This window comes from Pseudorhizobium halotolerans (assembly GCF_902153235.2).
GTDB classification, from domain to species: domain Bacteria; phylum Pseudomonadota; class Alphaproteobacteria; order Rhizobiales; family Rhizobiaceae; genus Neorhizobium; species Neorhizobium flavum.
Window position 1 is genome coordinate 1496737 of record NZ_CABFWE030000005.1, and the last position, 26900, is coordinate 1523636.

The window sequence follows — 26900 nt, forward strand, 5'->3', positions numbered from 1 at the left end:
TCGGCTAACGGGCCGCGTAAACCCGATGCACCAGTTCCGCCACCGCCTTGTAGAAGGCTGGCGGAATGACGCTATCAACCGAGACTTGCGCAAACATGGAGCGGGCAAGGGGCGGATCTTCGAAGACGGGGATGCCGTTCGCCTCCGCGATCTCGCGAATCCTGAGGGCGATGAGGTCCTGACCCTTGGCGACGACCACCGGCGCGTCGTTCTCCTCCCGTACATAGCGAAGGGCCACTGCAAAGTGGGTGGGGTTGGCGATCACCAGCGTGGCGCGTGGCACGCTGTCGATCATGCGGCGTCGGGCGCGATCTCGGGCGATCGACCGCTGCCTCGACTTCACCAGCGGGTCGCCCTGGGCCTGCTTGTACTCGTCCTTCACCTCCTGCTTCGTCATCTTGAGCTGGGTGAACCAGTGATGACGCGACCAAGCCACGTCGACTGCGGCGAGGAAGGCGGTGGCCAGGAGGATGATGACCACCATCTTGCGGGCTATTCCGTCAAGCTTGACCAGAATGACCTGCGGGTCCGAGAACATCGCATCGAGCGCTGAGAAGAACTCGCCGCGCATGACGAAGTACATGATGGTCGAGACGATGAGGATCTTGAAGAAGGACTTGCCGAACTCGACCATGCCCGCCACGCTGTAGATACGCTCGAAACCCTTCTTAGGTGAGATCCGCGACACCTGCGGACGGATACGCTCCAACACCATGGATGGCATGTTCTGCGCAAGCGACGATCCCACGCCGAACAGGATGAAGAGCAGCATGACGGGGATGAGGAATCCCGCGACGGCCCAGGCAAGATGGACGCCGAGCGATATGACGTCCGGCCTGTTCTCCAGTTGCCATTGATCGGGCTGCGAGAAGACGTCCTTCAGGGTCTCTGCGAGGTTGGCCATGCCCGAGGGCATGAAGAAGACCAGGAAAATGTAGAAGGCAAGTGCCGACGCGAAGACGGGGACTTCTCGCGCAAAAGGCACGTTGCCTTTGGCGGCCGCGTCGGAGATTTTCTTGGCGGTAGGGTCTTCTGTTTTGCTGTCTTTATCTTCTGACAAGACGTCTGTCCCCGCCGAATCGATCAGGCCTGCAGCCGCAGGCTAGCGCATGCGGGCGCTAGCCGGTAATCGAGTCAACAAAAAGACTGTGGGCAGGACATGCGAGAAATGCCAGTGAGGCCTCAGGCTGCCTGCACGTCGCCGCCTTCTTCCGGCTCCTTGAGCAGGATTTGCCCGGCAGTTGCAAGGCGGATCGCTTCCTGCGCCACGGCACGCCGCGCGATTGCCACCTCGCGCGGGTTCAGTGCCGCAGCCGGGACGGCGAGATCCGATTCGATCATGCGGCGCTGACGTGGGCTGATCGCCGAAAGCACACACTCCTTGATTTCGGAGCTCGCACCGCGAAGCGCCATCGTCAGGATATCCGCTGCAACGTCGTTCAGCAACATGACACGGCTGCGCTGCGGCATGTAGAGGAGGTCCTCGAAGAGGAAGATCTTCGGGCGAACCTTGTTGACGGCTTCCTTGCTGATCGTCTCGAGAGACGTAAGCAACGTGTCGACCTGCGGCTTGTCGAGCTCGTTCATCAGTTCCGCGACCTTCGCCGAACCCTGCGAATTGCGCTCGGCGTCGATAGCCGCAATCAGGTCCACGACCCGCTTTTCGATGATCTGTGCTGCCTTCGCGCTCACGTCCTTCATGTTTACCGTACGGTTCATGATGTCGGCGCGACGGCTCTCGGGCAGTTGCAGCAGGACCTTTGCACCGAAGGAGGACGGCAGCATCGACAGGATGTAGGCCATCGTCTGGGGATGCTCGCGCGACAGGAACTTGGCAACGAAGGCCGGATCGGCATCCTGCAGACGGTCCCAGATCGACGATTCGTAAGCCTGGAAGGCAGTGCGGCGGCCGAGAAGGCCGTCGACTTCCTCAGGCGTAAGCCCCTCTTCGAGGATCGCCTCGATGGCGGCGGCGTTGTCCATGAGACCCGTTCCTTCAGTAAACAGGTCTTCGAATTCGTTGACGAGCAGCAACAGCTCGTCAGGCGGAATTGAGCGCAAGCGCTGGGCAGAGGCGATGATGGTTTGGAGTTCGGCCTGGGTGAAGTACTTCAAAAGCTTGCCGGCAACGCCCTTGCCCATGGCAAGAAGCACAGCGGCGGCCTTTTCGGCTTGGGACAACGGTTTCTCGGCTACAGCGCCACCGAAATCGTCAAAGTCCATCATGGTCTTACCTCTCTGTCCCTACACCGGGATCAGGCTCTTTTCGTACTGAGTACTTCAGTTACCTTCACGCCAAAGCGCGTGTCGTCATTGTCGAGCACGGTGATCTCACCTTTGCCGATTCGCCGACCGTTGACCATTATCTCAACGGGCTCGCCGATCTTCTTGTCCAGCGCGATCGTTGCACCTTCTTCGAGGTTCATCAGCCCGGAAACCTGCATACGGCTTGAACCGAGAACAATTTCGACGTCGATCGGAATGTCCATGATGAGGTCGAGATTGGCGGCGAGCGCGCTACCAGGCTCCTGGACGCCACCGGAAAAGGTCGGTTCGTCCATGCTTGCGCCGCCGAAACCGGAGCCCCCGAGGTCGGAACCACCGAAGTCGGTGTTGCCGAAATCGCTGCCCCCGAAATCGCCGCCGCCAAAATCTCCGAGACCACCGGCAGAACTGGCTGCACCGGCGAGGTCAGAGCCGAACTCGGCACCGAAATCGCTAGATGCTGCGGGCGAGAGGTCACTGCCGACATTTCCGAAGTCGGCATCGAAACCTGGTACGCCATCACTATCGGCCTTGAGCACGCCACGCAGGTCATCGATCGCCTGATCGAGTTCGCCGCTCGCGACGCCGGGCATCGCGATGTCCTCTTCGGTCACTGGTGTCTTCTTCGTAGCCATGTGCTCATTATTCCCGTTGAAACTTGCGTCAACCTGCCGTGCGGGTGATGGCCTGCCCGGCTCTATCCCATCAGATGGTCAAGGATCTCGTCGTCGGTGCTGATGTTGTCTTTCACGCGGACCGTATACCGCTCGCCGGACCGGCCGAGTTCGCAGGCATACATGTCCATGCCGTTGGCACGCACCTGAACCGTCACGTCTTTCTTGTCCTGGAAGGCAATGACGTCGCCAGCGGCCAGGCGAGATATGGTTCCGAGGGTCAGTGTCTGGAGGCGAACGCGCGCTTCCAGCGTCACGTGGGAGCGTCGAACCTGCTCGGTGATTCGCTCATGCCACTCTTCCTTCGTCTTCGATGACTGACCCTTCGCCTTCGGCATCACGACCTTGGTCTTCAGGAAAGCGCGCTGCGGAATGACGAGAGCGAGCTCGGACGTGACCTTGCCGATCTCTATGGCCAGTCGGATGGCGACCCCGAATTCGGCCGGAATCGCCTCGTCCGGTTCCGGACGATCCTCGAAGTTGTGGCTTCGCTCGAGTATTGCCTCGAAGCCGCCCTGGGCGTTCACGCCCGAGCGCAAGACCTCACCCATCTTTGCGAGGACCATCTGCGCAAGATCGAGCTCGATCTCCGACAGAGGCCGTTCGAAGGGCTGCTCGATGGTTTCCGGCAGGGCACCCAGCATGCGCTCCATCAACGCGATGATGAAACTGTTGCCGCAGGCCAGGACGAAGTTCGGCGACCAGTTGCGCAGCGAGCCGTCGGCAAGCGTGAACGTGTCGCCGAGATCGGCGACCAGGTCCGTCATTAGCCCGGAAGAGCAGCCGGTATAGGTTACATCGATTGAGATGCCGGTCTCGCTGTTGAAGACATCCGGCAGGAAGTCGGCATAGAGCCGGCCGAAATCAGCGCCAATCTTCTCGATCGTCTTCCGATCTCCAAGCCCCCCCGTCAGTCTCGCGAGAAGGGCGAAGTCGATTGGAGCCGGGGAGAATTCCCTTGCTTCGGTCGTCGTCATCATGCCGCCTTGTTTTCACCGCCCGGATTCATCATTTCCTGCTCGACCGCATCGATCGAGGGGCGCTCGTAGTTGGAGATTGTCTTGCGTCCGTATTCCAGCGCCACCTGCGGGACGGAGCCGTTCATGTAGGCGAGAAGCGTCTGCTTCACGATGATGAAGAGGCGATGCTGCTTGGTACGCACGATCTTGACCTGCGACGCCAGCGGCGTGCAGACGGAATAGGAGAGGACGATGCCGAGCATCGTGCCGACGAGTGCGGCGCCGATCAGGCCGCCGAGAACTTCGGGCGACTCGTTGATCTTTCCGAGCGCCTTGATGACCCCGAGAACTGCCGCAACGATGCCGATGGCCGGGAAACTGTCGCCCATCTGCGAGATGGCGTTGTAAGGCTTCATCTTGTCGTGGAGAAGCGTCTCTAGTTCTTCATCCATGAGCGCCTCGATTTCGTGCGAGCGCGCATTGCCGATGATGATCAGCCGGACGTAGTCGCAGATGAACGAGGTGAGTTCCTTGTTCTTCAGAAGATTGGGGGCGGTCTGGAAGATCGGCGATTCTTCGGGATTGTCGATATGCGCTTCGATCTCGTTACGCGACTTCGTGCGCAGGTCACGCATCAGCGAGTAGAGGACCCCGAGAACATCAAGGTAGTTGCGCTCCTTCGGCACGGCGTTCTTGAACACCTCGCCGAGCGCCTTGCCCGAGTCCTTTACCACCTTCATTGGGTTCGCGACGATGAAGCCGCCGAGGCCGGCACCGCCGATGATCACCAGTTCGAATGGCTGAATGAGAACGTCGATATGCCCCCCCATGGCCATGTAGCCACCCAGGATGCAGCCGAACGTGATCACCATTCCGATTAGAATATTCATCCGGGTACCCACACAGAAGTTGAGACTTTCACGGTGGAGATACGGCCTCTGGCTTGCGTGAGGCTGGTTCAGTCAGAGAAACCGGTCTGGAGCTCCGGGGGTGAGGTACAGCCTCGCACAAGTCTTCCATCCTAGTGCTTGCCATCAGAATCGGGCGCATTGTCCGAAAGGGCCGTTTCACCAGCGCCTGGGGGATCCGAGATGATCACGACTTATACCAGCTACGCAATGATCAGCAGGGACTTGCCGAGCTCCCTGGCGCGCGTGGCCGAGAAACCGGATGTGGCGCGCGAGACCGAATACTACCTGGCCAACATCGGCAAGATAAAAACTGTCGATGATTTCATGGCTGACAGCCGCATCTACAACTACGCCCTCAAGGCCCATGGCCTGGAGGACATGGCCTATGCCAAGGCCTTCATCCGGAAGGTACTGACCGAAGGCGTGGCAGACAGCGAGGCATTCGCGCGCAAGCTCGCCGACAGCCGTTACGCGGCGCTTGCAGAGACCTTCAACTTCGAGGCGCACGGCACCGCGGCTACCGCTTTCGACAAGGCGCAGAAGGGCGTGGTAGAGCGATACCAGCGCCAGACGCTGGAGGAGGAGGCGGGAGCGGACAATCCCGGCGTGCGGCTGGCGCTCTACTTCGAACGTATGGCCCCTTCCATAAAGTCCGGCATGGAAATCCTGGCCGATGATGCACTCGTCGAGGTGATCCGGACCGTCCTTCAGTTGCCCGACGAGATCGCTGCGATGGATGTCGACCGCCAGGCCGAATTCATCGAGGACTCCATCGACATTGCCGACTTCCAGGACCCCGCAAAGGTATCGAAGCTGCTGGAGCGGTTCGCGGCCCTGTGGGAGATGGAAAATTCGAGCGATCCCGTCTCCATCGTTTCGCTCTTCGCCCCATCCACTCAGGGCATCTCCACTGACCTTCTCATCTCGATCAATTCACTGAAACTCGGAGGCAAATGATATGCAGTCCGGACTATACGTCGGAATTTCCTCGCAGATCGCGCTCGAGCGCCGTCTGAACACGATCGCCGACAATATGGCCAACATGAACACTGTCGGCTTCCGCGCGACCGAGGTGAAATTCGACGAGGTCTTGAGCAGCACCCGTAACGAACTGAATGCCAAGGTGGCATTCGTCACCCAGGGCAACGATTATCTGTCCACGCGCCTGGGCCAGATGCAACAGACAGGCAATGCCCTCGACTTTGCTATCAAGGGTGATGCGTGGTTCACGATCGATACGCCCGCAGGGCAGGTGCTAACCAGGGACGGCCGCTTCACGATGCTCGAAACCGGTGAACTCGTGTCGATCATGGGGCACCCGGTTCTGGACGCCGGCGGCGCACCGATCCAGCTCAACCGCAATGGCGGCCCGCCGACCGTCGGTGCCGATGGCCGCATCTCGCAGGACGGCCAGCCGGTCGCAACGCTTGGCCTGTTCACCGCTGACCTTTCCCAGGGGTTCCTGCGGGCAGACAACAGCGGGGTCATTCCCGTGGCTGCGCCCCAGCCGGTCGTCGATAACTTCAGCGTCGCTGTGGTGCAGGGTTACATCGAGGGATCGAACGTCAACGGCATCAGCGAGATGACGCAGCTGATCCAGGTGAACCGCGCCTTCGAGGGGATCTCCGCAATGATGCGCGACACCGAAGCCTCCTTCGACGAGGCCATCAAGACACTTGGCGGCGGCCGATAGGAACTGAATGCCAATGTTTGACCAAGCGGCCATCCTGCAGGCAGTCACGGGCGGAAAGCTGGCGCAGCTCGCCGAAATCACCGAACGCTATGCCAGTCCGGCCCATTCGGTGGCGCACGGAGGCCATGTTCGTACGATTGCGGCCGGTCATTATACGGTTGCGGGCCTCTCGCGGCATGTTCGGCTCGGGGAGTTTGTGGCCCACCGCAGCGCCACCGGCATCCACCTCGGCGAAGTGGTTCGCGTCGAACCGGAGGTGGTCTACGTCTGCCCGATCGAGCCCGGCGAGCCAATCGGCATTGGCGATACGGTGATCCGCAAGGGCGCTTTCCGGGTCGCCCCGGACGACAGCTGGTGCGGGCGCACGATCAACGCGCTGGGAGACCCGATCGACGGGCGCGGACCACTGGTCAAGGGACGCGTCAAGCGCTCCATTTCCAATACGGCGCCGCCTTCGATGACCCGCAGCCGCGTCGAGAAGGGGTTCATGACCGGCGTTCGGGCTGTTGATATCTTCTCCCCGCTCTGCCTTGGCCAGCGCCTAGGCGTCTTTGCTGGTTCGGGCGTCGGCAAATCAACGCTTCTGTCGATGCTGGCTCGTGCAGACGCGTTCGACAAGGTTGTCATTGCGCTCGTTGGCGAACGAGGACGAGAAGTTCGCGAATTCATCGAGGACACGATGGGCGCGCACATGGCAAAGGCGATCGCGGTCGTTGCGACGAGTGACGAAAGCCCGATGCTGCGCAAGATGGCGCCGCTGGTCGCCGTGACGATTGCCGAGCATTTCCGCGACCAGGGGGACAATGTCCTCTTCATCGTTGACAGCGTCACCCGCTTTGCCCATGCGATCCGAGAGGTCGCCGTCGCTTCCGGCGAGCCGCCGATCGCGCGCGGCTATCCGGCTTCCGTCTTCACGGAACTGCCGCGCCTACTCGAACGGGCAGGGCCGGGCGCCGAAGGTGCGGGCACCGTTACGGCGATCATCTCCATTCTCGTGGATGGCGACAACCACAATGACCCCATTGCCGATTCGACGCGTGGCATCCTCGATGGCCATCTTGTGCTGGATCGGAGCCTCGCGGAGGAGGGGCGCTATCCACCAATCAATCCCCTTGCGTCAATCTCCCGTCTGGCACGCAAGGCATGGACGCCGGACCAGGAGAAGCTCGTTTCCCGTCTGAAGGCGCTCATCCACAGATACGAGGAAACGCGCGACCTGCGCCTTATCGGCGGATATCGCCCCGGTAGTGACCCGGATCTCGACATGGCGATCAAGCAGGTGCCGGTCATTTACGAAGTCCTGAAGCAGACGCCGGGCGAGCAGCCTTCCGCTGACGCTTATGCCGACCTCGCAACAGCACTTCGCAACGCGGCCAGCCAGGTGCCGCCGGCCGCGAGACAGAGAGGGTAAGGCATGGTCGAAAGTAACACGCCGGAGATTGACGACCTGCACCGGCTCCAAAAGAATGCGCCTCGCACGGGGGATCGGATCCTCACGGCCACGGGCATCGCGCTCGCCGCGGCCTCGGCGATCTTTCCCTGGTACGTCTTCTTTAATGAGGACAAGTTCGGGATCCGCACCCCGAGCTTCGAGCATACACGCGATCTCCCCCCGGGGCAGCCGCGCAATGTTATGAGCGTCTCGCCTCTGGCTATGGTCGATAATTCCGATGATGACGAAGCGGCGCCGGCACCTGAGCCTGCAGATAGCCTGACCACCGCAACGACATCGGCGCTGGGCGAGGAGGAAGAGCGCGGCAGGCTGCGCGAGATCCAGCCCTTCCCGGGAAAGAGTTCCTTCCGCTTGCTGCACGTCACCAATGGCCGTGCACTGATTGAAGACGGCGCCGGCATGTACATGGTGCGGGTGGGATCAATCCTCCCCGACAACAGCAAGCTCGCGCGAATCGAGCAGCGCGACGGCAAGTGGGCAATCGTCACGTCCTCCGGCGAAGTCTACGAGGATCAAGGCACGGGGCGTCCGTAAGTCCCACGCAAGATTACCTGCATAGTCTCCTGACAGAACGATGGAGAAGCCTATGCAACCGATCCAACTATTCGCGCTCGCATCCCGGCAGGCTGAATGGCTTTCGGTCCGTCAGGAGGTTGTGGCGACCAACATCGCGAATGCCAACACGCCCCAGTTCCGCGCAAAGGACATCACTCCGTTCAACGCAGTGCTGGACCAGACCCAGGTCAGCATGGTCCGGACGCATCCCGGACATCTGGCGGCGAGCCAGTACGGCCAGGACATCGAAGTCAGCGACAACGAGCTGAACAACGAAATCGGCCTGCAGGAGTCCGGCAATACCGTGGCGCTCGCCGAGGAACTTTCCAAGACGGGAGAGATCAAGCGCCAATACGAGCTCAGCACGAGCCTCGTGAAGTCTTTTCATAGCATGATGCTCATGACGGTAAGAAGGTAAGCAATGGATCCGCTTTCAGCCGCTTCCAAGATCGCAGGCTCCGGCCTTGAGGCCCAGGCGACACGCCTGCGCATCGTTTCCGAAAACATCGCCAACGCACGCTCCACAGGGGACACGCCCGGCGCCGATCCGTATCGGCGCAAGACGATCACCTTCGGCGCCGAGATGGACCGCGCTGCCGAGGTCGAACTGGTGCGCGTGAAGAAGCTCGGCACGGACGCCTCAAGTTTCATCGAGGAATACGACCCCAACCATCCGGCGGCCGACGAACGCGGCATGGTGAAGCTGCCGAACGTCAACATGCTGATCGAAATGGCGGACATGCGCGAGGCCAACAGGACCTACGACGCAAATCTGCAGACCATCAAACAGACGCGGGAACTCATCGCCGCGACCATAGACCTTCTCAAGAGCGGACAATGATCGATAGCATTACCCAGATAAGCTCCCTGTCGCCGACCCGGAACCTGAAGGAACTGGTCGAGACGAGTTCCTCCCTCAATGGCACGCTCGTCCCCGGCGAGAATGCCGGCATGAACTTCGCCAGCGTCCTCGGCGGCATGGCGACCGACACCATGAACAGCCTGAAGTTCGCCGAAGTGAAATCCTTCGAGGGGATTCAGGGTAAGGCCAATACCCGTGAGGTGGTGGACGCCGTCCTGCAGGCCCAGCAGTCGCTGAACACGGCGATCGCGCTGCGCGACAAGATCGTGAATGCGTATCTCGAAATCACCAAGATGTCGATCTAACGGAACGGAGACCCGGACATGAGAGCGCTTTCCGTCGCGGCGACGGGCATGGATGCCCAGCAGACCAATCTCGAGGTCATCGCCAACAACATCGCCAACATCAACACGACCGGCTACAAGCGCGCGCGTGCCGAGTTCTCTGACCTCCTTTACCAGACCGAGCGTGCCCAGGGCGTGCCGAACCGCGCCAACCAGGCGATCGTGCCGGAAGGCGCCAATATCGGACTTGGCGTCCAGACGGCGGCCGTGCGCAACATTCATACGCAGGGGCAGCTGACGCACACCGAGAACAGCCTGGACCTCTCGCTGGTCGGCCGCGGCTGGTTCCAGATCGAGACGCCGGACGGTACGACGATGTACACGCGGGCCGGCGCCTTCAACACCAATGCTGAGGGACAGCTCGTCACCATCGACGGCTATACGGTAGTTCCGGGCATCGTCTTTCCGCCGGACGTCAGCGAGACGGTCATCAGCCGGACCGGCCAGGTGAGCGTCCGCATAGGGAATGCGACCGAGTTCCAGGAAATCGGCCAGCTTACCATCGCCAACTTCGTGAACGAGGCAGGACTGCAGCCGCTGGGCGACAACCTGTTCGCCCAGACCCCGGCGTCGGGCGAGCCAATCGTTGCCGTCCCGGAGGATCCGGGCTTCGGTTACGTGAAGCAGGGCTATCTGGAAGCCTCCAACGTCGATGCGGTGAAGGAGATCACCGACCTCATCTCGGCGCAACGCGCCTATGAGATGAACTCCAAGGTGATCACCACGGCAGATGAGATGGCTTCCATCGTCAGCAAGAACCTGAAGTAAGCAGCGGGAAGGGCAGACATGATGTTTCGCCGCAGGATGAGGATCATCAACGGGAAGGTCTTCCCGTGGGCTGCCGCCTTGCTGTTGGGGATGACAGCTGCTGCCGCCGCGAACATGGGCACCGCCGTGGTGCCGAAGCAGATCATCTATCCCGGCGAGGAGATTTCGGTCGCCGCGGTGGAAGAGGTCGACGTGACCAACCCGAACCTCGCCGATGGCTTTGCCCGCACGGTCGAGGAAGTCAGCGGCATGGTCAGCACGCGAACACTGCTGCCAGGCCGCACCATCGCTCTCTCCGGGCTGCGGGCGCCCTATGCAGTGCGCCGCGGCTCGTCGGTACGTCTTTCCTTCAGCATCGGCAACATGACGATCTCGGCGGCCGGCATGCCTCTCCAGGACGCCTCCATCGGAGATCTCATTCGCGTGCGAAATACGGATTCCGGCGTCATCGTGAGCGGCACGGTAATGGGTGACGGGACGATACAGGTGATGGCGCGATGAAACACGCTCGCTGGATACTGGCACTGGTTCTGACGGCGGCGGCGGCACTCTCCGCTGTTGCGCCATCGGCCATGGCGGACGCCGCCCGCATCAAGGACATCGCCTCGCTACAGTCTGGCCGCGACAACCAGTTGATCGGCTATGGTCTGGTCGTCGGTCTGCAAGGTAGCGGAGACAGCCTTCGCAGTTCGCCCTTCACCGACCAGTCCATGCGGGCGATGCTGCAAAATCTCGGCATTTCCACCCAGGGCGGCCAGTCCAATGCGAAGAACGTCGCAGCGGTGATGGTCACCGCGAACCTGCCGCCCTTCGCAAGCCCGGGCAGCCGCCTCGATGTGAGTGTCAGCTCGCTGGGCGACGCGACCTCGCTGCGCGGCGGGACGCTGGTGATGACGTCGCTCTCCGGTGCCGACGGCCAGATCTATGCCGTGGCACAGGGTGCCGTCATCGTATCGGGATTCTCCGCCCAGGGAGATGCGGCGACGCTGACGGAAGGCGTCACCACGGCTGGTCGCGTCCCCAATGGGGCAATCATCGAACGCGAACTGCCCTCGCGTTTCAAGGATGCGGTCAACCTGGTGCTGCAATTGCGCAATCCGGATTTCTCCACAGCCGTCCGCATGGCCGACGCGGTGAACGTCTTCGCGGGTCAGCGTTACGGAGGTCCCATCGCGGAGGCGCGCGATTCGCAGGAAGTCATCATCCAAAAGCCGAAGGCCGCCGACCTTACCCGTCTAATGGCCGAAGTCGAGAATCTGGTGGTCCAGACCGATACGCCGGCCAAGGTCGTCATCAACGAGCGCACCGGCACCATCGTCATCGGCGCCGATGTCAGGGTTTCGCGCGTGGCCGTGAGCTATGGAACGCTCACCGTCCAGGTAACAGAGACGCCGCAGGTCATTCAGCCGGAGCCTTTCTCCCGGGGCGTAACTGCGGTCCAGCCGGAAACGGACATCATGGCGATGAAGGAAGGCGGCCCGGTCGCCATCCTCGATGGTCCCGATCTCCGTACGCTGGTCGCCGGCCTTAACAATATCGGCGTCAAGCCCGACGGGATCATTGCCATCCTGCAGGGCATCAAGTCTGCCGGAGCCCTTCAAGCGGAGCTTGTCCTGCAATGACCGAGGAAATGGACCCTGGTGGCCGTCGCACCTCCCTTCGTCACCTTCTTCTGGTAGGCGTGGTACTGCTGGCGGTCCCGCAGGTGAATGCGCAGGAGCCTGCTCCATCGCTCACGAACTCCACCCAGGACGAGATCAGGCAGTTCTGCACCAACATTGCCGATGCCGCCAGGGATCAGCGCTACCTATTGCAGAAGCAGGAGCTGGAAAAGCTGCAGTCCGACGTCGACGCCCGGATCGCCGTTCTCGAAAGCCGTAAGGCGGAGTACGAGGACTGGCTGAAGCGTCGCAACGATTTCCTCGTTCGTGCCGAGGCAGGCCTCGTCGAAATCTTCAAGACGATGAAGGCCGATGCCGCCGCGCCGCAGCTCGAAGAAATGAACATCGAAGTGGCGGCTGCCATCATCATGAAGCTTCCGCCGCGCCAGTCGGGGCTCGTCCTCAGCGAAATGGATCCCCAGAAGGCGGGAGTGATCGCCACGATCATCGCCAGCGCATCCGACCCAAATACCTCGAAAGAACCCTCATGAAGAAGCGCGCCCCAGCCCTCATGGCCGTCCTCCTGCTCGCGGGATGCCAGAGCCAGACCATCAAGGAAATCGGCAATGCGCCTTCCATGAGCCCAATCGGCAGCGGCCTGCAATACGCTTCCGCGCCGCAGATGGCGTCCTATCCGAAACAGCCGCGCCAGCTCTCCAATGGCTACTCGCTATGGAGCGACTCGCAGTCCGCGCTCTTCAAGGATGCCCGCGCCCTCAACGTTGGCGATATCCTCACCGTCGACATCCAGATCAACGATAGAGCCTCGTTCGACAACGAAACCGAACGCAGCCGCACGAACGGCACCAATCTGCAGTGGGGCGCCCAGGTCTCGAACTTCCTCGGCTTCAGCACGGACACGGGTACATCGGGCGACATGGGCACCGATTCCAGTTCGAGCTCCCAGGGCAAGGGCTCAACGGAGCGTTCCGAGAAGTTGAAGCTGCTCGTCGCCGCCGTCGTGACCGGCATCCTGGAGAACGGCAACCTGTTGATCAGCGGATCGCAGGAAGTGCGGGTGAATCACGAAATCCGCATCCTGAACGTCGCCGGCATCGTCCGTCCGCAGGATGTCAATGCCGACAACACGATCTCCTACGAGCGCATCGCCGAGGCGCGCATCTCCTACGGCGGCCGCGGTCGCCTGATGGAAGTACAACAGCCGCCGATTGGCCAGCAGGTGGTGGATCTCTACTCGCCCTTCTGAGGGTGACCTGAGCACGGGACACGACAATGGACGAATCACAGGGCGCAGACGGTGCCAACAAGAAGAAGTCGCTTCTGCTGCTGATCGGCGGTGTTGCAATTCTGACTCTGCTTGGTGCCGGTGGCGGCTGGGTATTGGGCGGGATGATCGCGCCACCTGTTCCGGGCGTCGAGGAAGCCGCAGCGCCGGAAGGCGATAAGAACCCCAAGGAAGAGGGTATTCCGAAGATCGCGACCGAGGCAAACGGCATAGTCCTCCTCGACCCGATAACGACCAACCTCGCCTATCCTTCGGAAAACTGGATTCGTCTCGAAGTCGCGCTTGCCTTCAACGGCCCGCCGGAACTCCCCCTTGCGGAGGATATCCACCAGGACATCCTCGCCTATGTACGGACGGTCTCCCTGCAGCAGATTGAGGGTCCGCGCGGTTTCCAGTACCTGCGGGACGACCTTCAGGAGCGCGTCGCGTTGCGTTCGAAGGGAAAGGTGTCGAGGGTGATGTTCCGTACCCTGGTAATCGAATAGACCCCTGCCGTCATGCCTTGCCGATAACAGGGGATGACCTGCGCGCCTGGTTGACCGCGATCACCTGCGATGGCTATCGAAGGTTGATGTCCAGAACCTTCGTGATCGCATGATTCGGCTGATCCTCCTGCTCATAGCCATGATGGCGATTCCGGGACTTGCCTTGGCACAGCAGTCGCCCGCCGACCTTCTGAACCTGCCCGTCGACGGCTCCGCTGCGGCCTGGATCATAAGGACGTTCGGTCTTCTGACCGTCCTCTCGGTCGCGCCAGGCATCCTCATCATGGTGACCAGCTTTCCGCGCTTCGTCATCGCCTTCTCGATCCTCCGCTCCGGCATGGGACTTGCCACTGCGCCGTCCAACCTCATCTTGATCTCCATGGCGCTGTTCATGACCTTCTACGTCATGGCACCGACCTTCGATCGGGCCTGGAACGAGGGAGTCCAGCCGCTTCTGGAAAACCAGATACAGGAGGCCGAGGCGGTGCAGAGGATCGCGGAGCCCTTCCGCGCCTTCATGAGCGTCAACACGCGCGACAAGGATCTGGCGCTCTTCGTCGATCTGGCGAGGGAGCGGAACCAGACCGTCGGTACGGCCGAGGCAATCGATTACCGGGTTCTCATCCCGGCATTCATGCTGTCGGAAATCCGGCGCGGCTTCGAGATCGGCTTCCTGATCATCCTGCCATTCCTCGTGATCGACATGGTCGTTGCCGCCATCACCATGGCCATGGGCATGATGATGCTGCCCCCGACCTCGATCTCGCTGCCGTTCAAGATCCTCTTCTTCGTCTTGATCGACGGCTGGAACCTGCTGGTCGGCAGCCTGGTCCGATCGTTCGGCTGACCGTTAACCACGCCTCCTTACCCCCCGTTTACCATGAGCCGACTGCCGACCTGAGTGGCGCTCGGATTTAAGATGTTGGCAAGAATTGGCGTGCGACCTTTGCCTCACACGACGGGTTTGGTAGCCAAAGATGCGGCACCGAGTGGCATGACGCCGGGCTGTCGTGACCGGAAGGGAAACCGATCCGGTATGTCCCCCAATAGTATTTTGTCAAAGGGACAAACATTATGTCGAGTGTTCTGACCAACACCAATGCAATGGCAGCTCTTGCAACGCTGCGTAACATCTCTTCCAACATGGAAGACACCCAGGCGCGTATCTCCTCCGGTCTGCGCGTCGGTTCGGCTTCCGATAACGCGGCCTACTGGTCGATTGCTACGACCATGCGTTCTGACAACATGGCTCTGTCGTCGGTTTCCGACGCTCTGGGCCTCGGTGCCGCCAAGGTCGATACCGCTTATGCCGGTATGGAATCGGCCATCGAAGTCGTGAAGGAAATCAAGGCCAAGCTCGTTGCCGCAACCGAGGACGGCGTCGACAAGTCCAAGATCCAGGAAGAGATTTCGCAGCTGAAGGACCAGCTGACGGCGATCTCCTCTGCTGCATCCTTCTCCGGCGAGAACTGGCTCCAAGCCGACCTCACCGGCGCAGGCGGCACGATCCAGAAGAACGTCGTGGCCTCCTTCGTTCGCGACGACCAGGGCAATGTCTCTGTCAAGAAGGTGAACTACACGCTCGACTCGACGACCGTTCTGTTCGATGACGGCGGCAACACCGGTATCCTCGACAAGACCTACAACGTCTCGCAGGCCAGCGTGACTCTGAAGGTCAACATGAACGGTACCGAGACCGAGTTCACGGTTGGTGCCTATTCCGTTGATGACCTGATCGCGGACGGGGCGACCTTTGATGGCGACTATGCCAACTCCACGGGTGCTCTCGCTGGTGATTACGTGAAGGTCAACGGCAACTGGGTTGCCGCAGTTGACGTCGGCACCACCGGCCAGGAAGTCGTCTATGACGACGGCACGACCAAGTGGGGCGTAGACACCGGTGCTGTTCCGACGACGGCCGTTGCCACTCAGTCCATCGCGACCCTCGACCTGGCATCGCTGACCACTGCCCAGCTCGACGTGATGATCTCCGCGGTTGACGCGGCTCTGAGCGACATGACGAGTGCTGCCGCCGACCTCGGTTCGATCGGTATGCGCATCGACATGCAGGAAGAGTTCGTCAAGAAGCTGAGCGAGTCGATCGACGCTGGTATCGGCCGCCTGGTTGATGCCGACATGAACGAAGAGTCGACCCGTCTGAAGGCTCTGCAGACGCAGCAGCAGCTGGCAATCCAGGCTCTCTCGATCGCCAACTCCGACTCGCAGAACGTCCTGTCGCTCTTCCGTTAATCGGATACGACCATCGGCTTTACAGCCGGTACATTCAGCCGCACCTGGCAACAGGTGCGGCTTTATCTTTTTTTAAGCATCTTGTGGCACGCGCGCGCACGCAAAGGCTGCAAAATAAAATCTCCGGCTGTGCCTCTTTGGCTGCTCCGTTTAGCTCTTCATTAACCAAACCGGCGTTAGCTAGCCTCATCGAGACGGCGAGTTAACCTTGAAAATTAACAGGTTAGCAAGCATGACGCTGTGCGCCTTCTCCCGGTACAGTCCGGAATGTCCCTTCCCAAAATCAGCCATTCAAGGGGCACCCATAAATGACTAGCATTCTGACTAACGTCGCAGCCATGGCTGCGCTCTCGACCCTGCGCGGAATTTCTTCCAGCATGGAAGAGACCCAGGCACGCGTATCCTCCGGTCTGCGTGTCGGCGAAGCCGCTGACAATGCCGCCTACTGGTCGATCGCAACGACCATGCGTTCTGACAACATGGCTCTTTCGGCTGTTTCCGACGCTCTCGGCCTCGGTGCCGCCAAGGTCGATACCGCTTATGCCGGTATGGAATCGGCCATCGAAGTCGTCAAGGAAATCAAGGCCAAGCTCGTTGCCGCAACCGAGGACGGCGTCGATCGCACGAAGATCCAGGAAGAACTCGACCAGCTGAAGGATCAGCTGACGTCCATCGCCTCCGCCGCTGCATTCTCCGGCGAGAACTGGCTCGAGGCCGACCTCACGGCCGGTGGTATCGCTCTTCAGAAGAGCGTCGTTGCATCCTTCGTCCGCGATGACAACAACGCCGTCTCGGTCAAGAAGGTGAACTACACGCTCTCGACCAGCAACGTTCTGTTCGATACCGGAGGCAACACCGGCATCCTCGACAAGACCTACAACGTCTCGCAGGCAAGCACGACGCTGAAGGTCAACATGAACGGTACCGAGACCGAGTTCACGGTTGGTGCCTATTCCGTTGATGACCTGATCGCCGACGGGGCGACTTTTACCGGCGACTATGCGAACTCGACGGGTGCTCTCGCCGGTGATTACGTCAAGGTCAACGGCACCTGGGTGGCCGCAGTTGACGTCGGCACCACCGGCCAGGAAGTCGTCTATGACGACGGCACGACCAAGTGGGGCGTAGACACCGGTGCTGTTCCGACGACGGCCGTTGCCACTCAGTCGGTTGCGACCCTCGACCTCGCCACGCTGACCAACGCCCAGCTCGACGTGATGATCTCCGCGGTTGACGCGGCCCTCACCGACATGACGAGTGCTGCCGCCGACCTCGGTTCGATCGGCATGCGCATCGACATGCAGGAAGAGTTCGTCAAGAAGCTGAGCGAGTCGATCGACTCCGGTATCGGCCGCTTGGTTGATGCCGACATGAACGAAGAGTCAACCCGTCTGAAGGCTCTGCAGACGCAGCAGCAGCTGGCAATACAGTCGCTCTCGATCGCCAACTCGGCTTCGGAAGTCATCCTCACGCTGTTCCGTTAATCTTCGAGCAGCTCACACTTGGAAGGCCGTCCCCTCGGGGGCGGCCTTTTTTCTGTTTCGTTAAACTTTGTGAACTCCGTTTAAGGTTTGTTAACCATGCCCGGCTTAACTGCAACCATCGTAACGATGGGTTAACCTAGACGAAGAAGCGGTTAACGGCATCAAGCCATACCATCGTTCCCGGCCTATCCGGGATGTCCCTCATCTAGCCAATAAAGGGGCAACCACAATGACGAGCATTCTTACCAACGTTGCAGCAATGGCTGCACTCCAGACTCTCCGCTCGATCGATGCCAAGATGGAAGAGACCCAGGCGCGCGTTTCGTCCGGTCTTCGCGTCGGCACCGCTTCCGACAATGCCGCCTACTGGTCGATCGCCACGACCATGCGGTCCGACAACATGGCCCTCTCCGCCGTTCAGGATGCCCTGGGTCTCGGCGCAGCAAAGGTCGATACCGCTTATGCCGCGATGGAAACCGTGGTTGAAGTGATGAAGGAGATCAAGGCGAAGGTCGTCGCCGCCACGGAAGAGGGCGTCGATCGCAGCAAGATCCAGGAGGAGATCGATCAGCTGAAGGATCAGTTGACCTCGATCGCTTCGGCGGCTTCCTTCTCCGGTGAGAACTGGCTGCAGGCGGATCTGACTGCCGGCGGTGCAGCTCTCCAGAAGAACGTCGTCGCCTCCTTCGTTCGCGACGAGACGGGAGCCGTTTCGGTGCAGAAGGTCAACTATACGCTGTCGGCCACCAATGTCCTCTTCGACACGGGAGGGAACACCGGCATTCTGGACAAGCAGTTCAACGTCTCGCAGTCGGCCGTCACCCTTCAGGTCAACATCAATGGTACCCTATCGGAACATACGGTCGGCGTTTACTCGATCGACGGTTTGATCGGAGCGGGAGCCGTCTTCGCTGGCGATTCTGCCAATGTCACCGGTTACATTGTTCCGCCGGGCGGGGTCGATTACAACGGCGACTACGTAAAGGTGGATGGTCACTGGGTGCGCGCAATCGACGTGTTGGCCACGGGCCAGGAAGTCATCTATGATGACGGCACGACCAAATGGGGTGTCGACACCGGCCTGACGGGTGCACCGCAGACGAATATCGTCGCACCGCAATCGATCGATTTGCTGGACATCACAACCCTTACCAATGCCGAACTGGATGTCATGGTGCAGGCCGTGGATGTGGCGCTCGAGGCGGCAATCAGCGTCAGCGCCGACCTTGGTTCCATCGCCATGCGTATTGGCATGCAGGAGGACTTCATCGCGGCCCTCACCGACTCCATCGACTCCGGTATCGGGCGACTGGTCGATGCCGACATGAACGAGGAGTCCACACGTCTCAAGGCTCTCCAGACGCAGCAGCAGCTGGCCATCCAGTCGCTCTCCATCGCCAACACCGCCTCCGAAAACATCCTGACTCTCTTCCGCCAGTAAGCGGAGCCCGGCTAGGGGCATCTTCGTCCCGCCCTGCGGATTGAAAGTCATGATGGAAGCCGCGCCTCGGAAGGGGCGCGGTTTTCGCGTTTCCGTAGCTTGCGTGAAGCCTGCCGCAGGGCAAAGCCAAGCATTTCGACGCTTGCCACGGGCAAGGCTCGACTGTTAACTGTCCGCGTTAACGATTTGTTAACGAACGACAGACCGCCCGCCCATGACGGGAACCGGCGGCCGAGCATGAAGCCCTTCCTGTCGTCTTCCTGATGCACATCGGCATTCGAGACAGAGGCAGGGGCAATGACCAGTATCCTTACGAACGTTGCTGCTATGGCGGCGCTCCAGACGCTCCGGTCGATCGACCGGGATCTCGAAACGACGCAGGCGCGCGTTTCGACAGGACTGCGCGTCGAGACGGCCGAAGATAACGCTGCATACTGGTCGATTGCGACGACCATGCGCTCCGACAATGGTACCCTGTCGACCGTTCAGGATGCGCTCGGCCTCGGCGCGGCCAAGGTCGATACCGCCTATGAGGCCATGGACAGTGCGATCGCGACCGTCCAGGAGATCAAGTCGAAGCTTGTTGCGGCCTACGGCGTCGGCGTAGACCGCTCCAAGATCCAGGAAGAGATCACGCAGTTGCAGGAGCAATTGCGCAGCATCTCGGAATCGGCGAGCTTCTCCGGCGAGAACTGGATCCAGGGCGTGATCAGCGACGGCGGAAGCCCGGCGGTCGAGAGGACGCTTCTGAAGGAGGTGGTTTCAGCCTTCACCCGCGGCCCTTCCGGCGAGGTTGCGGTTACCACTGTCGACTACCCCATGAATTCCACGACGGTCCTTTTCGACACCAGTGGCGGCAAACTGGGTATTCTCGATCAGGACTTGGCCTATGTAGCCAAAGGCGAGATGGCGGTCACGGCGTCGACTAACGACGGGGCAGGCTTGGTGACGAACGCAAAGTTCGCAGTGACCACCTATAAGGATGCAGATCTCGCAGCGCTTGGTGGGGATACCAACGCCGACCCATCCATTTACACGGCAGGCGGCGGATCCTACTTCAAGGTGACTGACGATGTCTGGGTCGAAGCAACGACCACCGATTCGGCCGTTGGGCCGGCGTTCACCGTGCCGGTTCACAACGACGGGACCAACAATTTCTTCTATGTCGTCGCTGCCGGCAACAACCTGGATAATCGCAAGGTAGACGTTTCCGTCGTCACGTTGGATATCACCAAGCTCGGGGACTTGCGCACCGCCTTGAATGCAAAGGTGCCGGGTTCGATTACCGAGGACAGCGATGTCCTCGACATCATGATGAGTTTCGTTGACCGGCAACTCCTGGCTATGACGAGCGCCGCGTCCAGCCTTGGCTCCATCCAGAGCCGCATCGACCTGCAGGAGGACTTTATTGCCTCCCTGATCGATGTGATCGACAAGGGCATCGGCCGCCTGGTCGATGCGGACATGAACGAGGAATCGACACGGTTGAAGGCGCTGCAGACGCAGCAGCAGCTCGGCATCCAGTCGCTGTCCATCGCCAACACCAATGCCGAGAACATCCTGACCCTCTTCAGGCAGTAACCTGGCGATGGCGGTGGCCGTGGGGCATCCGCGGCCAACATCGCCGTCTACCTTCATCCTCGCACAAGCTTGGAATTCTAGCCTGTTGCCAGATGCCGGGCTTCCCTGTGGATGGTACGGCGCAATCGGCTAGTGCTGGCGGTAACCCTTTGTTGCCCTGCATGTACTAGCCTGGACAGGACAGATGAGCAGGTTCCAGCAGCAATGACAGCCTCGATTGCCCGTTTTCTGAAGGATTTCGGCGAAGTGCCGCCGCCACCCCCTCCGGAGGCGAGTGGCGACTTTGATTTCGGCGGCTTCTCGGGATCGGGTGCGGTTGTCGAAGAGCCTGTCGATCTCGAGGCCGAGCGCGCCGAAGCCCATGCCAGCGGATATGAAGCAGCCACGCAGGAGCTTCAGGCGAAATGGGCCGAGGAACGTCAGGCTCTCCTGGCGGCCCAGGAGGCTGAAATGGCGGCATTGAAAGCTCGCTACGAGAACGAAATCGTGGAGCTCGTCCAATCAAAGCTCGGTCAGATCGCCATAACGGTGGCCGAGGCGATAAGCGACCAGACTGCCAAGGTACTTGCACCCCTGGTTCAAGAGGCGCTGACCGACAAGGCCATCGCGGACATGGCGGATCTCATCAGGGCGGCGGTGCTGGAAGGCGATGTGGCGACGGTCACGGTACGTGGGCCGGAGCATCTGCGCATGAAGCTGTCCGAAGCGCTCGGTGACGGCCTGCCTTCCGTCCTCCGTCATGTTGAGGCGAGCGATCTCGACGTCTCTGCCGACCTTGGTGATCCGGCACTGGTGACGCGGCTCTCCGCCTGGTCGGCCCGGGTGAAGGAGCTTCTTGCATGAGCGAAGCAGAGAACCATCACCACGGCAAGAACGAGATCATTATCGTCAAGAAGCATCGCGGCGACCACGACGGCGCCCATGGCGGCGCCTGGAAGATTGCCTATGCAGACTTCATGACGGCGATGATGGCATTCTTCCTCGTGATGTGGCTCGTGAATGCGGCCAATGAGGAAACGAAGGCCTCGATGGCGAGCTACTTCAATCCGATCAAGCTATCAGACGAGACGCCTGCCGAGAAAGGCATTGAAAAGCCCGTCGACCAGGCGGAGGGTCAGGAACAGACCGAGCGCTCGAAGGTCAAGGCGGAGGGCAGTACCATAGGCTCGGCCGCGGCAACCGGCGAGGACATGACCTCGACATCCGGCGACGAGACTCACTACTCCGAGGCCGACTACTTCGAGAATCCCTACTCGGTACTGGCCGAAATTGCCCAGGAAGTTGGCCAGCAGGCGAACATCAGCGCCAAGGGCGAGGGGGGCGCGGCCGATTCCGGTCCTGCCACGGGCGCGGACGGCGGCGAGGCCTATCGCGATCCATTCGATCCGGATTTCTGGACCCAGCAGGTTCAGGTCACCAGTCCCGAGCAACAGCAGGAAGCGCGATCGTCTACCGCGACCGACGGTGAGCTCTCGGCGGAGGACGAGGTGGCGCTTGCCATGCCCCAACCGCGCCAGAACACGGATCTGCCCGAGACCGCCAGCAAGCCCGAGACCAACGAGAAGCCAGAAAAGGCAACCGACAAGAGTGAGGCCCTGGCGGGCGTGGACAAGGTGGAGGAGGTCGCCGACGCGCCGGCAGACGGCGCAGCGGAGCGAACCTCCGAGGCCGATGCTCTGCGTCAGGAGATCGCGAAGCAGATAGACGGCGTCGCCGGAAAGCTCGCCGAGGGCTTGGTGGTCACTCCCGCAGAAGGTGGGTTGCTGGTGACGATCTCGGATCAGGCTGCCGATCCAATGTTCAACATCGGGTCAGCGGTTCCGCGCCGCGAAATGGTCCTCGCGATGGAGAAAATCGGCAAGATCCTGCAGGAGCGAAAGGGCGCCATCCTGGTGCGCGGCCATACGGATGGCCGGCAGTTCCAGAGCGGCGAGAACGACAACTGGCGGCTTTCCATGGCCCGCGCGCACAGTGCCTATTACATGCTCGTCCGCGGCGGCCTGAAGGAAGACCGTGTGCAGCAGGTTTCCGGCTATGCGGATCGGCGGCTGCAGGTGCCGGAGGATCCGCTGGCCGCTGCAAACCGGCGCATCGAGATCCTGTTGCAGGCTGACGAGGGATAGCCATGCCCCGGATGGTGTTTCGTTCGGCAGCACTCGCAGCGGCCCTCCTCCTCGGGGGGCAACCGGCGCGCCCTGTCAGCGCGCAGGAGGCGCCCGAACTCGCCCCGTACATCATGCTCCGCTCGTTGCAGTTCGTGCAGGACACGGTCGCCCTCGGCGATCATTCAGCCGGCGAGATGCAGCGCTTCATGCTCAACAAGATCGACGCGGCGTTTCGGGCCGCGGATACGTCAACCTTCGATGATCCGCGCAACGTCGATGCCGCCTTGATCTATGCGATGAGCGGCGGCAATCCAGCTACGCTGGAATACCTCGTGGAGCGCGACCTCTCGGGAAACTTCGACAGTCGTGTCGCAGATGCCTTGCGTAAGTATCTGGGGGGGAAGGGAACACTCGTTGCCAAGAGCCTGGGCGACATGGCGATCGAGTACCGTGACCAAGCGATCGGCCCCTATGTTGCGCTCGTCAGTGGCAATGTCACGGTTCCGGAAAATCCGGTCGGCGCTTTGGAATACTACGACATCGCTCGACTGGGAGCGCCGGGCACGATCATAGAAGAAGCAGCGCTGCGGCGTTCCGTTGCCATCGCGGTCGATGCCGACCTCGTGGACAAGGGCCTGGCATATTCCCGCAAATACGCCCGCCGTTTCGTCCATTCGCCCTATGCCAGCCAGTTCGTCGACTTCTTTGTCCAGCTTGTCGTTGAGCACCATCCCGAGATCGATGAGCGGGACATCGACGCGACGGTAGAATTCATGGATGTCGACCGCCGTCGGGAGGTCTTCCTGCGCATCGCCCGTCGCGCGACACTCGATGGCAAGAGTGAGCTGGCGCGCATGGCGTCCGGCAAGGCTGCGGCTCTGGCAGGCATGGCTGCCGACGGACCGGAAGTGTTGGCGAGGCTGTATCGTGGCGTCGCAAGCATTCCAACATCGGATGTCGGGACTGCCATTGAGGATCTTGCTGCTATTCCGGAGGAGGAACTCTCACCGCGTGACCAGGCGCTGCGCGCTGCCGCGCAGGCGATTGCAGGCGAGGTCCTGCGCAAGCCGACAACGGCAAGCCTCGCGCAAGATGCGGGCGTCAAAGTCGAGGCTCGACCCGACGCTGAAACCGAGGAAGCGTCTCCCGGATATGAAGAGCCCGGGCCTGCAGTTGTGGCGCTCCCTGCGCCACTGGAGAGCAGCGTCGAGATTGATCCCGAAATCCAGACCTTTGTCGAATCCGGTCGCTCCAAATTGAGCGAGATCGACGATCTTCTGAAACAGGAAGGTGTAGTGCGATGATGCTGGATGCTCTCTCCAAGGCGGCAACGGCTGAGCCTGCAGTCAAGGGATCGGGACGATCGGGCAAGGCCGAAGATGGAGAGGCGGGCTTCTCCAGTACCCTGACCCGGTTGAACGGACAAAAGGCGGGCGAAGGCAAGGCCCCTGCTCGTTCCGAAGCCGAGGGCGAGACGCACGGCAATAGCAACCTGCAGGGTCTCCCTGGCGAACCCGATGCCGATGCAGCCGTCGTCAATCCTGCGGCAAAGTTCTTGCACGTCAATCGCCATGGCCTGGACGACCACCCCATCAAACGGAGTTCGATTTCGCAGGCCGGGTTTGGGGCCAAGCATGCCGATGCCGTCAAAAATCTGGCTGCGAAGCACGGGCAATCATCGAATGTGGTTGGAAGAGACGCGACAGACGAGGCCGAAGCGGCGGATGCAGATGAAGCCTCGCCAAAAGGCGCCGCTTCCGGCACCGGCGACCCCCAGGGCACGTCCGACCTCCTGAACATTCTCGGCGGGCCGGCCCAAGCCTGGTCTGCTCACGGTGCAAGCCGCGAAACGCAAGCAGGGGGAGGGCGCAAGTCTGAATCGGAGGCTATGAGGCGCGGCGAGGCGAATTCGGAAAGTCTCCGCCGAACCGCGGGTCCCCAGGGTGAGACGCTGGAGATGCCTACGACGGAATTGGACAGCGCGGTACAGCCGGCACGCAGCTTCCGCTTTTCCGACGCCAAGGGGGGTGGCGTTGCTGCTGAACTGACGCGTGCCGCAAATCTTTCGGACACGGCGGCAGAGAGCAAGGGCAAGGCTGCATCGATCGAGAACATTTCCATCGTCGAATCCCGACGGTTCCTCGGGCTCGCGCCCAGCTCCAACAGCACCTCGCTGCTCGCAGCCATGACCGGCGACACGGGATGGTCGTCAGCAATGCATTCGCGCGCAGTTGGCACTGACACAGTTGGCGGCGGGGCTACAGGCTCGGCGGTGCAGATGCTGAAATTGCAGATGACCCCCCATGACCTCGGCACGGTAACTGCCACGCTGAGGCTGATCGGGGAGGAGCTTCACGTTCATCTCACGGTGGAAACGCGCGCGGCGTATCGGCAGTTGAGCGAGGACAGCAAGGGCATGCTAGATTCGCTGAAGGCCCACGGATTCTCTGTCGATCAGGTGACCATCAACATCTCGTCCACGGCTGACGCCGAGCAGCAGAAGGGACAGCAGAACGCCGCAACCGGCCAGCAGATGGCCGGGAGCGGGGAACGAAATGGCGGTGCGCAGAACCGGGAACAGCAGAGGCCCGGTTTCGATAGCGAGATGAACGGAAGGGCGGACGGGAATGAACTGGTCACTGAAAAGGCTGCTTCTGCCGATCCTGTCGGTACTCGCAACGGCCAGCTTTACCTCTGACGCACTCGCCTCGGGCGGTGCCTGCGAACGGGAGATCCAGGCCGCAGCTGCCAAATACGGCGTTCCCGAGGGCATCCTCTACTCCGTCGGCCTCACCGAAACGGGGCGGAAGGGAAGTCTCTACGCCTATGCGATGAACGTCGAGGGCAAGGCGTATTACCCTGCCTCGACGCAGGAAGCGCTTGCTGTGTTCGATACCGCGCGGCGTGAGGGGCGGAAGCTGATCGACATCGGATGCATGCAGATCAATCACCACTTCCACGGAGAGAACTTCTCATCCGCACGGGAGATGTTCGAGCCCAGACGCAACGTGGAGTACGCCGCGAAATTTCTTCGCAACCTCCACAGCCGCCACGAGACATGGACTATGGCGGTAGCCCGTTACCATGCTGGACCGAACAATGATCCCGCGCAGAAGAAATATGTCTGCCGGGTGATCAGCAATTTGGTCGCCACCGGCTACGGGAAATGGACACCCAACGCCTCGACGTTCTGCGCGGATTAGCAACCTCAGGCTGCAGATACGGGTCCCGCGACTCGCAATCTGACCTGTGGCCGTTTTGGGGCAAAATTAAGCGATGCAAGCCCCGAAGCGACCAAGTGTTAATTTCGCACAAGAAAAATTGTACGAGATGTCCGGTATACATACTACATATAGTGCAAATCGGCAGCCAATGGTTAATCAACTATTAATTTGTTTGGTTAACTTCCTGCAGCTTGTGCCCGATTCCCGCGATTCGTACCCATAGCCTCATCGAAACACCACAACTGATTCGGAGGCGGACGAATGATCGTAGTGGTTGACGAGCGCGAGCTCGTAAAAAATGGCTACACTTCTCTTTTTGGACGCGAGGGCATTCCCTCGACAGGCTTCGATCCGGCAGAGTTCACCGAGTGGGTGAACACAGCAGCCGACGGCGATCTGCATGCCGTGGAGGCATTCCTGATCGGCCAGGGGGACTGCATGCTCGAGCTGCCGCGGACCATCCGCGACCGCTCCCAGGCGCCGGTCATCGCCGTGAGTGACCAGCCGTCGCTCGATGCTACGCTTGCTCTGTTCGACAGCGGTGTTGACGACGTCGTGCGCAAGCCGGTCCATCCCCGCGAGATTCTAGCGCGTGCGGCGGCGATCCGGCGCCGGCTGAAGGCAATCGCCAACCACACTGACGTCGGCCAAATCCGGGTGTTCTCCGACGGTCGTGATCCGGAGATCGCCGGCGAGACCTTCCCCTTGCCGCGCCGGGAGCGACGGATTCTCGAATACCTAGTCGCCAACCGCGGCCGGCGCGTCTCCAAGACCCAGATCTTCAACGCGATCTACGGCATCTTCGACGAAGAAGTCGAAGAGAACGTGGTCGAAAGCCACATCAGCAAGCTGCGCAAGAAGCTGCGCAAGAAGCTCGGGACCGATCCGATCGATTCGAAGCGCTTCCTTGGCTACTGCATCGACTGGAGCTGACGCAGA

Annotated in this window: 29 protein-coding genes; 24 read left to right on the forward strand and 5 right to left on the reverse strand. The window is 60.9% G+C overall.

Annotated features, from left to right (window positions below):
- Positions 1-4: 4 nt before the first annotated feature.
- From flhB to motA, 5 genes are all read right to left on the reverse strand, one after another.
- A complete protein-coding gene (gene flhB / locus FN060_RS12300) occupies positions 5-1060 on the reverse strand; it encodes a flagellar biosynthesis protein FlhB (protein ID WP_244665764.1) in 1056 nt (351 codons plus the stop codon).
- A 122-nt stretch (positions 1061-1182) separates the two neighbouring features.
- A complete protein-coding gene (gene fliG / locus FN060_RS12305) occupies positions 1183-2226 on the reverse strand; it encodes a flagellar motor switch protein FliG (protein WP_142588258.1) in 1044 nt (347 codons plus the stop codon).
- Between the two features lie 29 nt (positions 2227-2255).
- Positions 2256-2900 (reverse strand): flagellar motor switch protein FliN, encoded by a 645-nt coding sequence (gene fliN / locus FN060_RS12310; RefSeq protein WP_142588259.1) that lies wholly within the window; start codon positions 2898-2900, stop codon positions 2256-2258.
- Between the two features lie 62 nt (positions 2901-2962).
- Positions 2963-3916, reverse strand: coding sequence for a FliM/FliN family flagellar motor switch protein (locus FN060_RS12315; RefSeq protein ID WP_425312158.1), 954 nt, complete (start codon positions 3914-3916; stop codon positions 2963-2965).
- Positions 3916-4788, reverse strand: a complete 873-nt coding sequence (motA, locus tag FN060_RS12320; RefSeq protein ID WP_077549063.1) for a flagellar motor stator protein MotA — start codon at positions 4786-4788, stop codon at positions 3916-3918. The genes FN060_RS12315 and motA overlap by 1 nt, the downstream gene beginning before the upstream one ends.
- A gap of 201 nt (positions 4789-4989) precedes the next feature.
- Here motA and FN060_RS12325 point away from each other — a divergent pair, with 201 nt between their 5' ends.
- The 24 genes from FN060_RS12325 to FN060_RS12440 all read left to right on the forward strand — a co-directional run bounded on the left by FN060_RS12325 (position 4990) and on the right by FN060_RS12440 (position 26894).
- Positions 4990-5766 carry a DUF1217 domain-containing protein gene (locus FN060_RS12325; RefSeq protein WP_077549064.1) on the forward strand — a complete coding sequence of 259 codons (777 nt, stop codon included), beginning with the start codon at positions 4990-4992 and terminating at the stop codon, positions 5764-5766.
- Between the two features lies 1 nt (position 5767).
- Entirely contained in the window at positions 5768-6502 is a 735-nt protein-coding gene (gene flgF, locus FN060_RS12330) for a flagellar basal-body rod protein FlgF (protein ID WP_077549065.1), read from the forward strand.
- 13 nt (positions 6503-6515) lie between these two features.
- Positions 6516-7913: a flagellar protein export ATPase FliI gene (gene fliI, locus FN060_RS12335; RefSeq protein WP_244665765.1), complete on the forward strand. Its 1398-nt coding sequence runs from the start codon at positions 6516-6518 to the stop codon at positions 7911-7913.
- A gap of 3 nt (positions 7914-7916) precedes the next feature.
- Positions 7917-8489, forward strand: coding sequence for a flagellar protein (locus FN060_RS12340; RefSeq protein WP_142588262.1), 573 nt, complete (start codon positions 7917-7919; stop codon positions 8487-8489).
- A gap of 52 nt (positions 8490-8541) precedes the next feature.
- Positions 8542-8928 carry a flagellar basal body rod protein FlgB gene (flgB, locus tag FN060_RS12345; RefSeq protein WP_077549068.1) on the forward strand — a complete coding sequence of 129 codons (387 nt, stop codon included), beginning with the start codon at positions 8542-8544 and terminating at the stop codon, positions 8926-8928.
- A gap of 3 nt (positions 8929-8931) precedes the next feature.
- On the forward strand, positions 8932-9351 hold the full coding sequence (flgC, locus tag FN060_RS12350; RefSeq protein WP_142588263.1) for a flagellar basal body rod protein FlgC: 420 nt from the start codon (positions 8932-8934) through the stop codon (positions 9349-9351).
- The gene (gene fliE, locus FN060_RS12355; RefSeq protein ID WP_142588264.1) at positions 9348-9677 is read left to right on the forward strand and encodes a flagellar hook-basal body complex protein FliE; all 330 of its coding nucleotides are present in this window, start codon (positions 9348-9350) and stop codon (positions 9675-9677) included. The genes flgC and fliE overlap by 4 nt, the downstream gene beginning before the upstream one ends.
- Positions 9678-9695: 18 nt before the next feature.
- Positions 9696-10484, forward strand: a complete 789-nt coding sequence (gene flgG, locus FN060_RS12360; RefSeq protein ID WP_142588265.1) for a flagellar basal-body rod protein FlgG — start codon at positions 9696-9698, stop codon at positions 10482-10484.
- A gap of 18 nt (positions 10485-10502) precedes the next feature.
- Positions 10503-10985, forward strand: coding sequence for a flagellar basal body P-ring formation chaperone FlgA (flgA, locus tag FN060_RS12365; protein ID WP_142588266.1), 483 nt, complete (start codon positions 10503-10505; stop codon positions 10983-10985).
- Complete coding sequence (locus FN060_RS12370) at positions 10982-12106, forward strand: flagellar basal body P-ring protein FlgI (RefSeq protein ID WP_142588267.1); 1125 nt, start codon at positions 10982-10984, stop codon at positions 12104-12106. The genes flgA and FN060_RS12370 overlap by 4 nt, the downstream gene beginning before the upstream one ends.
- Complete coding sequence (locus tag FN060_RS12375) at positions 12103-12636, forward strand: MotE family protein (RefSeq protein ID WP_244665766.1); 534 nt, start codon at positions 12103-12105, stop codon at positions 12634-12636. Before FN060_RS12370 ends, FN060_RS12375 begins: the two co-directional genes overlap by 4 nt.
- Positions 12633-13352, forward strand: coding sequence for a flagellar basal body L-ring protein FlgH (flgH, locus tag FN060_RS12380; RefSeq protein WP_142588268.1), 720 nt, complete (start codon positions 12633-12635; stop codon positions 13350-13352). The genes FN060_RS12375 and flgH overlap by 4 nt, the downstream gene beginning before the upstream one ends.
- 26 nt (positions 13353-13378) lie before the next feature.
- Positions 13379-13876 carry a flagellar basal body-associated FliL family protein gene (locus FN060_RS12385; protein ID WP_142588269.1) on the forward strand — a complete coding sequence of 166 codons (498 nt, stop codon included), beginning with the start codon at positions 13379-13381 and terminating at the stop codon, positions 13874-13876.
- Between the two features lie 109 nt (positions 13877-13985).
- Positions 13986-14723: a flagellar type III secretion system pore protein FliP gene (gene fliP / locus FN060_RS12390; RefSeq protein ID WP_052636954.1), complete on the forward strand. Its 738-nt coding sequence runs from the start codon at positions 13986-13988 to the stop codon at positions 14721-14723.
- 227 nt (positions 14724-14950) lie between these two features.
- Positions 14951-16126 (forward strand): flagellin N-terminal helical domain-containing protein, encoded by a 1176-nt coding sequence (locus tag FN060_RS12395; protein WP_142588270.1) that lies wholly within the window; start codon positions 14951-14953, stop codon positions 16124-16126.
- Between the two features lie 308 nt (positions 16127-16434).
- Positions 16435-17610 (forward strand): flagellin N-terminal helical domain-containing protein, encoded by a 1176-nt coding sequence (locus FN060_RS12400; protein ID WP_142588271.1) that lies wholly within the window; start codon positions 16435-16437, stop codon positions 17608-17610.
- 229 nt (positions 17611-17839) lie between these two features.
- A complete protein-coding gene (locus FN060_RS12405; protein ID WP_142588272.1) occupies positions 17840-19051 on the forward strand; it encodes a flagellin N-terminal helical domain-containing protein in 1212 nt (403 codons plus the stop codon).
- 297 nt (positions 19052-19348) lie between these two features.
- A complete protein-coding gene (locus FN060_RS12410; RefSeq protein WP_142588273.1) occupies positions 19349-20632 on the forward strand; it encodes a flagellin N-terminal helical domain-containing protein in 1284 nt (427 codons plus the stop codon).
- A gap of 204 nt (positions 20633-20836) precedes the next feature.
- Positions 20837-21475: a FliH/SctL family protein gene (locus tag FN060_RS12415; protein ID WP_142588274.1), complete on the forward strand. Its 639-nt coding sequence runs from the start codon at positions 20837-20839 to the stop codon at positions 21473-21475.
- On the forward strand, positions 21472-22755 hold the full coding sequence (locus FN060_RS12420; RefSeq protein WP_142588275.1) for a MotB family protein: 1284 nt from the start codon (positions 21472-21474) through the stop codon (positions 22753-22755). The genes FN060_RS12415 and FN060_RS12420 overlap by 4 nt, the downstream gene beginning before the upstream one ends.
- Before the next feature lie 11 nt (positions 22756-22766).
- The gene (gene motC / locus FN060_RS12425) at positions 22767-24041 is read left to right on the forward strand and encodes a chemotaxis protein MotC (RefSeq protein WP_142588276.1); all 1275 of its coding nucleotides are present in this window, start codon (positions 22767-22769) and stop codon (positions 24039-24041) included.
- A complete protein-coding gene (fliK, locus tag FN060_RS12430; protein ID WP_142588277.1) occupies positions 24038-25435 on the forward strand; it encodes a flagellar hook-length control protein FliK in 1398 nt (465 codons plus the stop codon). Before motC ends, fliK begins: the two co-directional genes overlap by 4 nt.
- Positions 25365-25940, forward strand: a complete 576-nt coding sequence (locus tag FN060_RS12435; RefSeq protein WP_142588278.1) for a transglycosylase SLT domain-containing protein — start codon at positions 25365-25367, stop codon at positions 25938-25940. Before fliK ends, FN060_RS12435 begins: the two co-directional genes overlap by 71 nt.
- A 282-nt stretch (positions 25941-26222) precedes the next feature.
- Positions 26223-26894, forward strand: coding sequence for a response regulator transcription factor (locus tag FN060_RS12440; RefSeq protein ID WP_142588279.1), 672 nt, complete (start codon positions 26223-26225; stop codon positions 26892-26894).
- The last annotated feature ends 6 nt before the right edge of the window (positions 26895-26900 follow it).

Bases quoted from the DNA above. Each gene is read 5' to 3' on its own strand.
- fliI (WP_244665765.1), top strand. From the start codon at position 6,516: ATGTTTGACCAAGCGGCCATCCTGCAGGCAGTCACGGGCGGAAAGCTG.
- FN060_RS12420 (WP_142588275.1), top strand. From the start codon at position 21,472: ATGAGCGAAGCAGAGAACCATCACCACGGCAAGAACGAGATCATTATC.
- flgF (WP_077549065.1), top strand. From the start codon at position 5,768: ATGCAGTCCGGACTATACGTCGGAATTTCCTCGCAGATCGCGCTCGAG.
- FN060_RS12315 (WP_425312158.1), bottom strand. From the start codon at position 3,916: ATGACGACGACCGAAGCAAGGGAATTCTCCCCGGCTCCAATCGACTTC.
- FN060_RS12395 (WP_142588270.1), top strand. From the start codon at position 14,951: ATGTCGAGTGTTCTGACCAACACCAATGCAATGGCAGCTCTTGCAACG.
- FN060_RS12400 (WP_142588271.1), top strand. From the start codon at position 16,435: ATGACTAGCATTCTGACTAACGTCGCAGCCATGGCTGCGCTCTCGACC.
- flgH (WP_142588268.1), top strand. From the start codon at position 12,633: ATGAAGAAGCGCGCCCCAGCCCTCATGGCCGTCCTCCTGCTCGCGGGA.
- FN060_RS12435 (WP_142588278.1), top strand. From the start codon at position 25,365: ATGAACTGGTCACTGAAAAGGCTGCTTCTGCCGATCCTGTCGGTACTC.
- FN060_RS12375 (WP_244665766.1), top strand. From the start codon at position 12,103: ATGACCGAGGAAATGGACCCTGGTGGCCGTCGCACCTCCCTTCGTCAC.
- flgA (WP_142588266.1), top strand. From the start codon at position 10,503: ATGATGTTTCGCCGCAGGATGAGGATCATCAACGGGAAGGTCTTCCCG.
- flgG (WP_142588265.1), top strand. From the start codon at position 9,696: ATGAGAGCGCTTTCCGTCGCGGCGACGGGCATGGATGCCCAGCAGACC.
- FN060_RS12370 (WP_142588267.1), top strand. From the start codon at position 10,982: ATGAAACACGCTCGCTGGATACTGGCACTGGTTCTGACGGCGGCGGCG.
- flgB (WP_077549068.1), top strand. From the start codon at position 8,542: ATGCAACCGATCCAACTATTCGCGCTCGCATCCCGGCAGGCTGAATGG.
- FN060_RS12405 (WP_142588272.1), top strand. From the start codon at position 17,840: ATGACGAGCATTCTTACCAACGTTGCAGCAATGGCTGCACTCCAGACT.
- motC (WP_142588276.1), top strand. From the start codon at position 22,767: ATGGTGTTTCGTTCGGCAGCACTCGCAGCGGCCCTCCTCCTCGGGGGG.
- FN060_RS12415 (WP_142588274.1), top strand. From the start codon at position 20,837: ATGACAGCCTCGATTGCCCGTTTTCTGAAGGATTTCGGCGAAGTGCCG.
- fliP (WP_052636954.1), top strand. From the start codon at position 13,986: ATGATTCGGCTGATCCTCCTGCTCATAGCCATGATGGCGATTCCGGGA.
- FN060_RS12340 (WP_142588262.1), top strand. From the start codon at position 7,917: ATGGTCGAAAGTAACACGCCGGAGATTGACGACCTGCACCGGCTCCAA.
- fliG (WP_142588258.1), bottom strand. From the start codon at position 2,226: ATGATGGACTTTGACGATTTCGGTGGCGCTGTAGCCGAGAAACCGTTG.
- fliN (WP_142588259.1), bottom strand. From the start codon at position 2,900: ATGGCTACGAAGAAGACACCAGTGACCGAAGAGGACATCGCGATGCCC.
- fliE (WP_142588264.1), top strand. From the start codon at position 9,348: ATGATCGATAGCATTACCCAGATAAGCTCCCTGTCGCCGACCCGGAAC.
- FN060_RS12385 (WP_142588269.1), top strand. From the start codon at position 13,379: ATGGACGAATCACAGGGCGCAGACGGTGCCAACAAGAAGAAGTCGCTT.
- FN060_RS12325 (WP_077549064.1), top strand. From the start codon at position 4,990: ATGATCACGACTTATACCAGCTACGCAATGATCAGCAGGGACTTGCCG.
- motA (WP_077549063.1), bottom strand. From the start codon at position 4,788: ATGAATATTCTAATCGGAATGGTGATCACGTTCGGCTGCATCCTGGGT.
- flgC (WP_142588263.1), top strand. From the start codon at position 8,932: ATGGATCCGCTTTCAGCCGCTTCCAAGATCGCAGGCTCCGGCCTTGAG.
- FN060_RS12440 (WP_142588279.1), top strand. From the start codon at position 26,223: ATGATCGTAGTGGTTGACGAGCGCGAGCTCGTAAAAAATGGCTACACT.
- FN060_RS12410 (WP_142588273.1), top strand. From the start codon at position 19,349: ATGACCAGTATCCTTACGAACGTTGCTGCTATGGCGGCGCTCCAGACG.
- fliK (WP_142588277.1), top strand. From the start codon at position 24,038: ATGATGCTGGATGCTCTCTCCAAGGCGGCAACGGCTGAGCCTGCAGTC.